Here is a 13,043-nt window from a genome sequence, read left to right as displayed (position 1 = left end):
GCTCAGTGCGCGGCTCGGTGTGCGTGGGTTGCGGCTTCATCGAGTTGGCCGTTGCCGTCAATCACTACGCCGTATTCAAGGCGCGCGCCGTCAATCGAGACCAAGCCGTTGCGCACATCGGCTAGAACCGTGGCCAGCGGACGACGTAGTGGGTCGCCATAGCCACCACCGCCCGGGTTGACGTTGATTACGCGCTCACCTGGTTGTGCGGTCAGCAGAGTGTTCTGGATGTAATGGTCTTCCTCACCGTCGACATGTCTATGGATCAAGCGGCCGAGCTTGGGCTCGAGCAGAACATTCTTCGCCCCTGCCGCACCGGCGGTAGGCAGCTGCCGGCCCTCACCGAAACCGACCACGGTCATGGCGTGCTTCAGCGGCTCGAGCTCCAGGCGAGTACCAGAGCCACCGCGGAATTCACCGGCGCCACCACTGTCGGTCATCAGGCTGTAGCGGTGTATCAGTACCGGATAGGAGTACTCAAGCAGTTCGATATCGCCGGACATCAGCGCGCCGAAGCAGCACAGCGGGCCGCAAGCAGGCCAACCATCCATAGCCTTGTTAGCGCCAGCGCCGGAGATGACCGAGGCCAGCACCATGGTCACATATTCATCGTTGTTGTTGCGTGGGTCGTGCCCAGCGATATTGATCCCGCTGGCATGCCCCCAGGAGGCGGTCACACGCTCCGGAGCCGCCTGTTCAAGGGCCAGACGCACGGCATCGGCGAGGGTTTCCATCGGAGTAGTGGTGCAGTTGACGTGCGGTGCCGGCTCCTGGGCGTTGCACAGAGTACCGGACGGGCCAAGGTCTACACTCACGCAGCGATAGAGGCCTTCATTGTAGGGCGGTGGCACCTGGGCGAACATCATCAGTCCGAGGTAAACCCCGGAGATCGAATTGCCCGCGTAGGAGTTGATGAAGTAAGGCACCTGCGGCGGGCTCTCTATCAGAACGTGCGCCTCGTCGCCGCGAATTTCCACCTGGGCAGTGATCGACAATTCTCCCAGACCATGACCGGAGTCTTCGAGAATGGCAGTGCCGCTGTAGAAACCGTCTGGCACATCACGCAACAATGCGCGCATATGACGGTCTGCCATATCTTTCAGCTCGGTAATGCACGCTCGGACCTGGTCGACGCCATAGCGATCGAGCAACTCGATCAGGTGACGCTCGCCCACGCTGCAAGCACCGTACTGGGCATTCAGATCGCCTTCTTGATAGGCGCGGGCGCGCATGTTGGTCAGCAGCAGGTTGATTACGTCTTCCCGGCGCTGGCCCTGGGCCCACAACTTGACAGGCGGGATGCGCAGGCCCTCTGCGTAGATTTCTTTTGCGTCCGGGTTGTAGCCGGCCGGTACCGGGCCGCCAATATCGGTCAGGTGGCCCTTGCAGACCGTCCAGAACACCAGCTCGCCCTTATAGAACACCGGTTTGTACATGCAGCAGTCGAGGATATGACTGCCCATGTAGGCTGGATCGTTATGATAAATAACATCGCCCTCGGCAATCTCATCACCGAAGAAGCCAGCAACGCATTTCATCGCTGGGATAAGCGAACCGAGATGAATAGGAATGTCCTGGCCTTGCAGGATCATTTCCGGGAGGTGATCGAAGAGTGCGTTGGAATAGTCGTGGGCGAGGTTGAACACGCTCGAGCGACTGGTCTTTTCCAGCGTCAGGGTCATTTCTCGCTGGGCTGTTTCGAGCGCACCGCGCACGACTGCCAGGGTGATCGGGTCTACTGTGTTCATGGGTCACCACAAATCTTGTTTTTGTCTGGGGAGGCGTGACGGATGTCTTGCCCACATCGCTAAGGTACGCGCGGGCCTAGCGGCTGGCTTGTCTTCAAGCGCACCGTTTTTTGGCCTGAAGTGAACTGTTTCTACTGGTGCATCTACTCAAGATCTAATGCCGGGAGGCCGGAACGCTGCGATCGGGTAGGAGGCGGCCTCACGGCCGCCGTCCTCCCACACCACCGTGCGTACGGTTCCGTACACGGCGGTTCAGGCCATGCGGTTAAGCCGATTGATCGTATCCAGTATCGAGACCAGTCAAAGTCTGTCCCATAGCTTCTTCGGCAGCGCCTGATTCATATGCGGCGCTCCTGAGTTCCACCACGGGCCTCGGCCATTGAAGGCCGACTTGCAGGCACGCTCCTCGCTCAATCCCAGGCGCATCAGGTTGCGCGCCCTCGTAGAGGGCTGCTTCCATTGCCGCCAGATGACACAGCGAAGTTTGTGCCTGACCCAGCCATCCAGCTCTTCCAGTGGACGCTTGCTCTGGCTGAGCTTGAAGTAGCCTGCCCAGCCTCGCAGCACCGGGTTTACCCGCTCGATGACATTCGCCATCTTGTGGCCCCGCACCCCTCGCAGCAGTTCCCTGAGACGGTCGCGCACACGGCGCAGGCTCATGGTTGCCACTCGCAGTCTAGGCTGCGAGTGCCAACTCATCCCATACCCCAGGTAGTCGCATTTCCACGACCCAGCCACGCGACTCTTGTCCCGATTCAGTCTCAGTTTCAGACGGTGATTCAGGAACCGCTCGACACTGGCCAGCACTCGTTCGCCAGCACGCGGACTACGGACATAAATGTTCGCGTCATCGGCATAGCGCACGAAGCGATGGCCTCGCCGCTCCAACTCACGGTCGAGTTCATCGAGCAGGATGTTCGACAGCAGCGGCGAAAGCGGGCCGCCTTGCGGCGCCCCCTCCTGCCGATGGCTGACAACCCCGCCCGACATGACGCCCGCTTCGAGGTAACGGCGGATGAGTCTGAGCACCTGTTTGTCTTCGACATGGCGCTCAACACAGAACATCAGGATGTCGTGGTTGACCCGATCAAAGAACTTCTCCAGATCGAGTTCCACGCAACACCTATGACCCGCCGCCACATGGGTGCGGGCCATCTCGACAGCCTGGTGAGCGCTTCTGCCCGGACGGAAGCCGTAGCTATAGTCCGAGAACAGCGGATCGAAGATCGGCGTGAGCTGTTGCAGCAGGGCTTGCTGGATCAGGCGATCCACGACACTGGGAATGCCCAGTTGCCGCATACCGCCCTGCGGTTTGGGAATTTCGACCGCCCGCACTGCCTGGGGATGGTATTCACCTGCCAGCAGCCTGACCTTCAGGATGGGCCAATACTGTTTCACGTAGCCTGCCAAGTCGGCGACCGTCATGCCATCGGCACCCGGCGCCCCCTTGTTGCTGACCACGCGCTGATACGCACGCTTGAGATTGAGCGGCGCAAGCACCCGCTCCATCAGCGTGTCCGGCTCCGCGTTCATCCACGTCACCGACGCCGCCGATACCTCTGCGCTGTCAGGCGTCATCCTCGGCCTCTGGCCGGGACTCGGGGTGACAGTCTTCTCTTGGAGAAATTTCTGCATTTCGGTTATCGACGAGACGCTGACGCCTACTGGCGGCATGACCTGTTCGGCCCTTGATGGCGTGGTTGACCGCCACTTACTACGGCCTCGGCTGACTTCTGCACGCCCATCCCGTCGCCTCTCGACAATCGGTAGCACAATGGCAAGCGTACAGATCTCCCAGGGTAATTCGCGCGACCTTCCTGCTTATGCCTGTCGGATCTACGTCGCAGCGTTCCGTGCAAGTATCGGGCTTTGGCGATTATGGCCACCTCACCCCGCTGCGCCGCCTCATCCGCTTCCTGTTCGTCAGGCCAGCATTTTGTCTCGGGCTTCCTTCAGATTCGCAGTCGCCCGCGACACCCTTGCCTTCAGCTAACACTTCCCCTTGCCGGGTGTGTAGAGGACTTTCACCTCCAAGTCGCCAGGCTCACCACCACAGTGAACCCGACAGCGCCAGTCACGGCGCTACGCGCCATGCCTGGCGCACCATAAAAAAACGCCAGCACATGGCTGGCGAAAATAGGAGCGTGAGTGGTTGCTAGGGGCGCTTATTGCCTCAGAAGTAGTAACCGATATTGGTATACAACTGGTTTTCCCAGCGTTCGCTACCGCCGGCGCCCAGGCTCTGGGTGTAGCTACCGCCACCGATGTAGGGATCGTGCTTGCCGTGCAACCACTCGACGGCGATCCATAGGTCTTTCAGCGAGAAAGATGTGCCAAGGATGAAGCGCTGGGAATCCTCGAAGCTGGACTCATCCTTGTCGAACAGGCTGTAGTTACCGTAAACCTTGACACCAGAGAGCCACCCGAGTGAGCCAGGAATGTCATAGCTGAGGTCGGCTACATAGAGGTTACCCTTGGCGGCAACGTTAAAGGTGCCGTCGAAGCTGCCGAAGCTAACCAGCTTGTCTCTGCCGGGATTCTCCGGGCTCATGTCCTGGCGAGTGGCTTGCAGTTGCACGCCCCAGGGGCCATTCTTGCCCGAGTAGTGGACTGCTAGGGCATTTCGGCGGCCGCTATCACGACTGTCCTGGTTCTGCAGCGTCGAGGTCAATGCCGAGGCGCCGATCTCCGACTGCCAGCTCCCAAGCTTTAGGTTGCGGGCCAGACGCCCGACTAAGATGTCGCGCTCGTGGTTATCGCTGCCGTCGACGACGTAGTCATCTGCCGTAGCAACACTGGTTGCATAGGTCCGCCCGCCGCGGCTTGTACCTTGACCCTGATCAGCCGGGCTTAGGTAGTAAGCGAGTTGGAAGTTCCAGTCATCCTGCTGCTGGATGTATTTAACACCAAGGTTCGCAATGTCTTCCAGGCCGATCACGCTGCCCAAGGTCAAGAAGAAAGTGCTGCCGGCATAGGGCAGCAGGCCGAACGGAATCTTGTTTAGTCCCACCTGAATCTGACGCGACTCATCGAACTTGTAGCCGATCCATGCATATTCGGCGAAGGCGATGTCACCGATCTTGTCGGTATAGTCGAAAGGGTAAGCGTCGCCATAGAAACGGTATTTAGCCGCGCCGATCCAACTATCGGAGTTGTAGGTAGCGGTGAGAAAGGCAGTATCGAAACTCAGCTTCTCGATATCCCGGTCGGGGTCGTAGTCGATACGCGCACGCACGGCGCCGCCAATGTCCAAGTTGTCATTGATAGCCACCGCACCTGCGGGTAGCGCGAGCGATGCCAACAATGGAAGTAATATGAGAGTTGCTTGTGGGTGCAGGTTGATCATTTTCATGAATTGGCTCTTAGCATTGTTAGTCTTTTTTTCAGCTACGCAGCACTAAGCCGCTGCGGTGTTGCGGCTTAGTTTTGGATCGGGTTTGGTAGCTGCAGCAAGTTGCCGGAGCCGAATACATCGGCCCGGTGGGCGCCGATATTGGTTTCAGCTGCAGCTGGTGCGGACAAACCAGCTGCGTTTGGCGCTGTTGAGTAGCAGCCAGTAGCTGGCGAACGCGCAGACAAAGGTCACCGGCGCTGAGAAGGTCGCCAGCGTTGCTCCGCCGAAATTCAGCAGCACTATCCCCAGGCCAGCGGCAAAGAACCAGGCGATCAAGCCGCACGGGTTGAAGGCGTTGACTCGTTCGAGAGCGAATTCAATATTGCCCTCGAACAGCTGGGTATATTTCGGCGAGAAAATATGCGCCAAAGCGATCGCTACCCAAGCCACTACAAAGATGCTCTGGTATGCCAGGGCTTGCAGAATGTAGCTGAACACATTGAGCAACATCATTGTGTAGACCACGATGCCAACTACTACGGCCCATGCCATATAAGGCACAGCCGCCAAGCCAAAACGGCCGAAGAACGCATGCATGTTGCTAGCGGCCATGAAGAAATTTGCGGTATTGATACGGGTCTGGCTGACCCAAACGAACAACAACCCCCAGATACCCATCAGCTCGACAATGGCCAGCACCACCGAGACCTCAGACAGGCCGCCCTCTGTGGGAATGGTGGCGGCGAGAAAGATGCCGACCAGACCGTTAATAAGAAAGGTGAAGATATAGAATGGTAGGCCGAAGTTAAATTTAGCGTGGTAGCTGGCGTCCTGCTTACGACCGAAGCGTGCGTAGTCCCAGGTGTACATCATGAGAATCCACACTCCCATGAAATAGGTGAAACAGTCCCACCAGCCATTACTTACTGGCCCGCTCTCAGGCCCCATTTCCAACCAGGCAGAACTGTAGCCGTATTCACCGACGGCCATCGCTACTACGGCAATCAGACCAATCAGGTAGAGCGGCAGCAGCACGCCATTGAACTTATCCAGCCAGGTCTGCACGCTACCGAACACCAGTGGCACGCTGTATAGCACCACTATTAGGCAGGCTTGATTGAGCGTGATGTCGGACACGTAGTGTTGGATAGCAATGGCGATCACCGAGCCTTCAAACACGCTGTAGTAGATCGCCGTGGCGAAGAAAATCAGGGTGGCCAGTGCTGCGCCGGCGCGTCCGAATAGCACCCGGGAGAAGAGTGCGACCGATAATCCGGTCTTAATGGCGTAGCGGGCAATGACCCCGTTGATGGCCGCATAAGTTACGACCGACAAGAGTAAGCCGATTATGGCATTCATCGTACCAAAGCTCATTGCCAGGGTGGCGGACACCACCAGCCAAAACATAGCACTGCAGATGGCCCACCAAGCCATCGTCAGTGAGCCTTTGCTCATGCGGTGTTCTTCCGGAACCGCGACGGTGCTGTAGTCGATACTATCGACCTGTTTTTTGATGTTTCCGGCCATGGCTCTTCTCTTGTTTTTGTAATGAGTGGAGTCATGATCATAAGTACTTCAGGCGGGCGACCACTTGCTGCTGAGCGCACTCTCTTTTGTCATACCTGAAGCTTCTTGCTCTCTGGAAGATGGCCCACCCAGACGAAACTCCTCCAGCGGAAAGCGATGAGAAAATCTCTCAGGCTGTCCAAGTCAGAATAAAAGACCTCAATGACGCTATGGCTTACATCTCTTTCCGAGAGAGCGTTATTAGCGAGCGAGTCACCTAACAACACCTACACTCAGCGTGATAGCCAGACAGACAACATAGCGCTTAAACGTTTCAAGCCAGTAGGACTACAAGCAAAGCACTCAATGACGGGCTCGAGGCCGATTCAATCTCGGCACAACCACCCTAAGCCAGCAACCAGCACTACATGCTACAAGAAGTCAAAACCGGGTACAAAACCGGGTACAAAGAATAACGAAAACAACCAGAATGCCTAAGCTCAAACGCTCAAGCATCAGACTTACCGCATAACGTGTAAGTCAAAAAATTGTCTTTCCCGCACGTCAACTCTATGTTTCAAATGCATTAGCCCTGAAACCCGCACGCCACTTGAGTATGCACGCATAGCACAATTCTATAGGTATTGCAACACATTCCTTTAGGGCTTCAGATCACTTGCTGCAACTGCGGCACGACCTCGAACAAGTCACCCACTAGACCGTAATCCGCCACCTGAAAAATCGGCGCCTCTTCGTCCTTGTTGATTGCCACGATGACCTTGGAGTCTTTCATCCCGGCCAGGTGCTGGATGGCACCGCTGATGCCGACGGCGATGTACAGCTGCGGCGCGACGATCTTGCCGGTCTGGCCAACCTGCATGTCGTTGGGCACGAAACCGGCGTCGACCGCAGCGCGCGAAGCACCGACGGCGGCGCCGAGCTTGTCGGCCAGGGCATACAGGTGCTTGAAGTTGTCGCCGTTCTGCATGCCGCGACCGCCGGAGACGACGATCTTGGCCGCGGTCAGTTCCGGACGATCGGACTTGGCCAGCGCCTCAAAGACGAAGGCCGAGATGCCGGCGTCGCCGCCAACGGCCACGGCTTCCACGACAGCACTGCCGCCTTCGCCGGCCACCGGATCGAAACCGGTGGCACGCACGGTGATCACCTTCACCGCCGCCGAAGACTGCACGGTGGCGATGGCGTTACCGGCGTAGATCGGCCGCTTGAAAGTGTCGGCGCTTTCCACGGCGATGATTTCGGAGATCTGGTCGACGTCCAGCTGGGCGGCGACGCGCGGCAGGATGTTCTTGCCGTTGCTGGTGGCGGCGGCGAGGATGTGGCTGTAACCCTTGCCCCCTGCTTCTTGAACAAGAGCAGCTACCAGCGGCGCAACGTTTTCCGGCAGCTGATGGGCGAAGGCGGCGTTGTCGGCCACCAGCACCTTGGCCACGCCGGCGAGCTTGGCAGCCGCTTCGGCGGCGGCGCCACAGGCGGCACCGGCAACCAGGAGGTGGATGTCGCCACCGATCTTCTGCGCAGCGGCCACGGTGTTGAGAGTGGCCGGCGCCAGGGCGGCATTGGTGTGTTCAGCGATAACCAGGATAGTCATTTAGATTACCTTCGCCTCGTTCTTCAGTTTCTCGACCAGTTCCGCCACCGACTTGACCTTGATGCCGGCCTGGCGGGCAGCCGGCGCTTCGACTTTCAGGGTCTTCACGGTGGACGCGGTGGCAACGCCCAGGGCGTCCGGGGTGAGCACCTCCAGCGGCTTCTTCTTGGCCTTCATGATGTTCGGCAAGGAGGCGTAGCGCGGCTCGTTCAGACGCAGGTCGGTGGTGACGATCGCCGGCAGGTTCAACGCCACGGTCTGCAGGCCGCCGTCGATCTCGCGGGTCACGTTGACCTTGTCGCCCGCCACTTCGACCTTGGAGGCGAAGGTGCCTTGGCCGAAGCCGGTCAGCGCGCCGAGCATCTGGCCGGTCTGGTTGTTGTCGCTGTCGATGGCCTGCTTGCCGAGGATCACCAGCTGCGGCTGCTCCTTGTCGACCACGGCCTTGAGCAGCTTGGCCACGGCCAGGGAGTTCAGCTCGTCAGCACCCTCTTCCTTGACAGCCTCGACCAGGATGGCGCGGTCGGCACCGAGGGCCAAAGCAGTACGCAGCTGCTCTTGCGCCGCCGTCGGGCCGATCGACACCACGACGATTTCACTGGCAACGCCCTTCTCTTTCAGGCGTACGGCTTCTTCCACGGCGATTTCGCAGAAGGGGTTCATCGACATCTTAACGTTGGCGAGATCGACGCCGCTGTTGTCCGCCTTGACGCGAACCTTGACGTTGTAATCGACCACACGCTTGATCGCTACGAGGACTTTCATAAAGGCTCCATGGGAAAAATTGCCCCGGCAAGCTGGCTGGCCGGGGCATGGCAGGTTCAGCGTTCACCAAGCTGTTCGATGATGCCTTGTGCCTTCAACTCGGCCAGGCGCTCATCATCGAGACCCAACTGGCGCTTGAGCACCTCATCGGTATGCTCACCCAGCATCGGCGCGGGGCGCAGGTACTCGACCGGTGTGCGAGACAACTTGATCGGACTGCCGACCGTGACGAAGTCGGCTTTCAAGGGATGGGGAATGTTGACCAGCATGTTGCGCGCCAGTATCTGTGGTTCGTCCAGCGCCTGGGCAATGCTGTTGATGGCCCCTACCGGTACGCCCTGCGGGTGAATGCGCCCTACCCACTCATCGGCGAGCCCTCCGAGAAAGTGACGCGACAGGATGGCAACGATCTCCTCGCGGTTGCTGACTCGGTCGGCGTTGCGCGCGAAACGCGGATCTTTCGGCAGCTCTGGCAGGCCGATGGCGTCGCACAGTGCGACGAACTGTGAGTCGTTGCCGCAGGCAATGATGAAGTCGCGATCACTGGCGCGAAACACCTGGTACGGCACAATGTTGGCGTGGGCGTTGCCATAACGCCCGGGCGGCTTGCCGGAAGCCAGATAGTTCTGGCTCTGGTTGCACAGTGTGGCGACCTGAACATCCAGCAACGCCATATCGATATGTTGACCAAGCCCGGTCTTTTCTCGGCTGAGCAGCGCAGCTTGGATAGCCACCGTCGAGTACAGGCCGGTCATCAGGTCCGCGAAGGCAACGCCTACCTTTTGCGGGCCGCCACCGGGCAGATCGTCGCGCTCGCCGGTGATGCTCATCATTCCACCCATACCCTGAATGATGAAGTCGTAACCCGGTTCTGCGGCGCGCGGCCCGGTCTGGCCGAAACCCGTCACCGAGCAATACACCAGGCGTGGATTGAGCGCAGCGAGGCTAGCGTAATCCAGCCCGTACTTGGCCAAGGAACCGGCCTTGTAGTTCTCGATCAGTACGTCGCAACTGGTAGCCAGGGCCCGCACCATTTCCTGCCCCTCGGGGCTGGCGATGTTTAGCGCCACCGACAACTTGCCGCGATTGGTGGACTGGTAATAAGAAGCCTCGCCGGTGGACTCGGCGTTCTGCCCCTTCATCCATGGCGGCCCCCAGCCACGGGTGTCATCACCCGCGCCCGGCCGTTCGATTTTGATCACTTCGGCACCCAGATCGGCCAGAGTTTGGCCGCACCAGGGACCAGCCAGAATGCGGCTCAAGTCGAGCACGCGATACCCAGTCAAAGCACCCATTTCATTTCACCTTTGCTTGCGCGCACTTACACACGCTCCATCACCATGGCGAGGCCTTGGCCCACGCCGATGCATAGGCTCACCACAGCGTAGCGTTTGCCGCTCTGTTGCAGCGCGCGAGCGGTGCTCAGGGCCAGGCGCGCACCGGATGCACCTAATGGGTGGCCGACGGCGATGGCGCCACCGTGTGGGTTTACCCGCGGGTCGTTGAACGCAACACCCAGACCTTTCAGGCAGCCCAGCACCTGGCTGGCGAACGCTTCGTTGATCTCGATAATGTCCATATCCGCCAGGCTGAGCTGCGCGCGAGCCAATGCCTTATGAATAGCCTCCACCGGGCCGACGCCCATAATGCGCGGGGCCACACCCACGGCGGCGGCCGACAGAATGCGCGCCATCGGAACCAAGCCGTGCCGTTCGCCCGCCGCGGCCGAGCCAATCAGCAATGCCGCCGCGCCATCGTTGACGCCTGATGCGTTGCCGGCGGTAACCACACCACCTTCGGAGAGAGGATTCAGGCGAGCCAAAGCGATCAGGTCCGATTGCGGGCGCGGGTGCTCGTCCTGCTCCACCACATTGGGTGGCGTCTTGCGCCCGGTGGGCACGCTGACCGCGAGCAGTTCTTCCTGAAAGAAACCTGCGCTACGTGCGGCTTCATAACGGGCCTGAGAGCCGGCAGCAAAGACGTCGGCCTCAGCACGGGAGATGCCGTACTCCTGAGCCACGTTATCGCCCGTTTGCGGCATGCTGTCGTTGCCAAACTCGGCGACGATCTTCGGGTTGGGAAAACGGGCGCCAATGGTACTGTCGAACACCGTCAGTTCGCGGCTATAGGCCGCTTCTGCTTTAGCCATGACAAAGGGTGCACGGGACATACTCTCCACCCCGCCGGCGACAAACAGTTCGCCTTCGTTACAGGTCACTGCGCGGGCGGCATCGATCACCGCCGCCAGACCACTGGCGCACAGGCGGTTAACTGTCTGCCCAGGTACGGTCACGGGCAAGCCTGCAAGCAGTGCGGCGTGACGCGCGATGTTGCGGCTGTCCTCCCCTGCCTGGTTGGTATTGCCCAGAATCACGTCCTCGATGGCTTCGCCAGGGATGGCGTGGCGAGCGAGCAATTCGTGGATCACATGGGCGGCGAGGTCGTCTGGGCGTACCGAAGCGAGTGCGCCGCCGTGGCGGCCAAATGGCGTGCGCAGTCCCGCGAAGATGTAGGCGTCGAGCATGGGAAAATCCTAGCGTTGAGGTTCAGTCGGGAGTGGTTCGTTGTGACGCAATGAAAGGCCCAAGGCGGCCCGTCGCCGCAGCCAGGGACCCGGCCGATAACGGGGATCGCCCGTCAGTTCGGTCATGCGTTCAAGAGTGGTGAGCAAACGCTTGGGCCCGACACTATCGCCCCAGGCCAGCGGACCTTGCGGATAACCAAGACCACGGCGCACGCCTTCATCCAGGTCATCGACACTGGCGATACGCTGCTGAACGATATCGCCCGCCAGGTTGACGATCATGGCCAGTACCCTTTGGGCCACAAAGCCGACACTGTCATTGATCACACTGACGCCCACGCCATCGCGGCCCAACAGCGCATGGGCGGCATCGCGCATGTCGGCATGGGTAGCGGGATTTAGCATCAGCGTGCGGTAGCGGGCGATATCCAGCAGCGGGTCGATGCACACCGTGCGCTCAGGATCGGTGCCAAACAGGCCGACGGCGCCGGTGGCATCCAGACCGTAAGGTGCCAGCAAACACAGGGCCTCGCTGCTTGGGACCGTGCCCTCTTCGACCCGCGCGCCCACCTGCTGAAGAAGCTCGGTGAAACGTGCACGATCCTCGGGGTTTTCAGTGCCAAGCCAAACCGGCGGAAATGCTTCCAGCGCAGGTACTGCCTGTGCGGCGGGTGGATCGATCATCTGGCCGTCGGCGTATCGGTAAAACCCACGCCCGACCTTGCGCCCGACGTAGCCGGCATCCAGCATCTGGCGTGTTAGCGCTGCAGGCCGATACCGCGGTTCCTGGTAGAACTGGTTGTAGATCGACTCAATGACTGGATGGGAAACATCAAGAGCCGTCAGATCAAACAGCTCCAAGGGCCCCATGCGAAAACCCAGACCCTCGCGCAGGATACGGTCTACCTCGGCGGGTTCGGCTACGCCTTCCTTGAGAATTTGCAAAGCCTCAGTGCTATATGCACGGCCGGCGTGATTGATGATGAACCCTGGTGTGTCCTTCGCCCGAATACCCCTATGCCCCATGCGGGCAGCCAGGGCTCGGAGGCTGTCGCCTACCTGCGGGTCAGTCGCCAGACCATCGATGACTTCCACCACTTTCATCAGCGGCACAGGGTTAAAAAAATGAAAGCCAGCGATGCGTTGGGGAAGTCGGCAATTGCGAGCAATGCTGGTGACGGAGAGCGATGAGGTGTTGGTAGCCAGAATGCAGTCATCGGCAACCACGGCTTCCAACTCGGCGAGCAAGCCCTGCTTGGCGTCGAGGCGCTCGATAATGGCTTCCACTACCAGGTCGACGTCGCTCAGTTCCGTAAGGGCGCTCGCCACTTGCACGCGGGAGAGCGTGGCCAGCGCATCGGCGTTGGCAATCTTGCCTTTGTCGACCAGCTTGTCCAACGTGCCTTTCAAGCTTTCGCGGGCGCCCTGCGCAGCGCCTTCGCGACTATCAAACAGCGTGACGCGAATGCCCGCCTGAGCGGCGATCTGAGCAATACCTGTACCCATGACTCCGGCGCCAACAACCGCCATCCGGTTAATTTCACGTGTCATCGC

Annotated in this window: 9 protein-coding genes; all 9 read right to left on the bottom strand. The window is 59.7% G+C overall.

Features of this window, described 5'->3' with window-relative positions; translation table 11 throughout:
- Positions 1-2 precede the first annotated feature (2 nt).
- Positions 3-1,748 carry a caprolactamase subunit beta gene (gene capB, locus KL786_RS05855; RefSeq protein ID WP_024075427.1) on the bottom strand — a complete coding sequence of 582 codons (1,746 nt, stop codon included), beginning with the start codon at positions 1,746-1,748 and terminating at the stop codon, positions 3-5.
- A gap of 300 nt (positions 1,749-2,048) precedes the next feature.
- Entirely contained in the window at positions 2,049-3,422 is a 1,374-nt protein-coding gene (ltrA, locus tag KL786_RS05850; protein WP_049950174.1) for a group II intron reverse transcriptase/maturase, read from the bottom strand.
- A gap of 499 nt (positions 3,423-3,921) precedes the next feature.
- Positions 3,922-5,094: a porin gene (locus KL786_RS05845; protein ID WP_031637015.1), complete on the bottom strand. Its 1,173-nt coding sequence runs from the start codon at positions 5,092-5,094 to the stop codon at positions 3,922-3,924.
- 153 nt (positions 5,095-5,247) lie between these two features.
- Positions 5,248-6,609 carry a purine-cytosine permease family protein gene (locus tag KL786_RS05840; RefSeq protein ID WP_041025104.1) on the bottom strand — a complete coding sequence of 454 codons (1,362 nt, stop codon included), beginning with the start codon at positions 6,607-6,609 and terminating at the stop codon, positions 5,248-5,250.
- 646 nt (positions 6,610-7,255) lie between these two features.
- Positions 7,256-8,200: an electron transfer flavoprotein subunit alpha/FixB family protein gene (locus tag KL786_RS05835; protein ID WP_023662939.1), complete on the bottom strand. Its 945-nt coding sequence runs from the start codon at positions 8,198-8,200 to the stop codon at positions 7,256-7,258.
- Positions 8,201-8,965 (bottom strand): electron transfer flavoprotein subunit beta/FixA family protein, encoded by a 765-nt coding sequence (locus KL786_RS05830; protein ID WP_023048095.1) that lies wholly within the window; start codon positions 8,963-8,965, stop codon positions 8,201-8,203.
- Between the two features lie 56 nt (positions 8,966-9,021).
- Positions 9,022-10,260: a CaiB/BaiF CoA transferase family protein gene (locus KL786_RS05825; protein WP_023048094.1), complete on the bottom strand. Its 1,239-nt coding sequence runs from the start codon at positions 10,258-10,260 to the stop codon at positions 9,022-9,024.
- A 26-nt stretch (positions 10,261-10,286) separates the two neighbouring features.
- Entirely contained in the window at positions 10,287-11,489 is a 1,203-nt protein-coding gene (locus KL786_RS05820; RefSeq protein WP_023048093.1) for a 3-oxoadipyl-CoA thiolase, read from the bottom strand.
- A gap of 9 nt (positions 11,490-11,498) precedes the next feature.
- Positions 11,499-13,040 carry a 3-hydroxyacyl-CoA dehydrogenase gene (locus tag KL786_RS05815; RefSeq protein WP_023048092.1) on the bottom strand — a complete coding sequence of 514 codons (1,542 nt, stop codon included), beginning with the start codon at positions 13,038-13,040 and terminating at the stop codon, positions 11,499-11,501.
- Between the last annotated feature and the right edge of the window lie 3 nt (positions 13,041-13,043).

This window comes from Pseudomonas sp. TAE6080, from assembly GCF_018732265.1.
Lineage (GTDB): Bacteria > Pseudomonadota > Gammaproteobacteria > Pseudomonadales > Pseudomonadaceae > Aquipseudomonas > Aquipseudomonas brenneri.
The sequence above is the reverse complement of the archived record's forward strand: the minus strand, read 5'-3'. Positions and strand labels throughout refer to the sequence as shown.

What these genes read in the sequence shown, in the direction of transcription:
- capB (WP_024075427.1), bottom strand. Translation starts at nt 1,748, where the DNA reads ATGAACACAGTAGACCCGATCACCCTGGCAGTCGTGCGCGGTGCGCTC.
- ltrA (WP_049950174.1), bottom strand. Translation starts at nt 3,422, where the DNA reads ATGCCGCCAGTAGGCGTCAGCGTCTCGTCGATAACCGAAATGCAGAAA.
- KL786_RS05845 (WP_031637015.1), bottom strand. Translation starts at nt 5,094, where the DNA reads ATGATCAACCTGCACCCACAAGCAACTCTCATATTACTTCCATTGTTG.
- KL786_RS05840 (WP_041025104.1), bottom strand. Translation starts at nt 6,609, where the DNA reads ATGGCCGGAAACATCAAAAAACAGGTCGATAGTATCGACTACAGCACC.
- KL786_RS05835 (WP_023662939.1), bottom strand. Translation starts at nt 8,200, where the DNA reads ATGACTATCCTGGTTATCGCTGAACACACCAATGCCGCCCTGGCGCCG.
- KL786_RS05830 (WP_023048095.1), bottom strand. Translation starts at nt 8,965, where the DNA reads ATGAAAGTCCTCGTAGCGATCAAGCGTGTGGTCGATTACAACGTCAAG.
- KL786_RS05825 (WP_023048094.1), bottom strand. Translation starts at nt 10,260, where the DNA reads ATGGGTGCTTTGACTGGGTATCGCGTGCTCGACTTGAGCCGCATTCTG.
- KL786_RS05820 (WP_023048093.1), bottom strand. Translation starts at nt 11,489, where the DNA reads ATGCTCGACGCCTACATCTTCGCGGGACTGCGCACGCCATTTGGCCGC.
- KL786_RS05815 (WP_023048092.1), bottom strand. Translation starts at nt 13,040, where the DNA reads ATGACACGTGAAATTAACCGGATGGCGGTTGTTGGCGCCGGAGTCATG.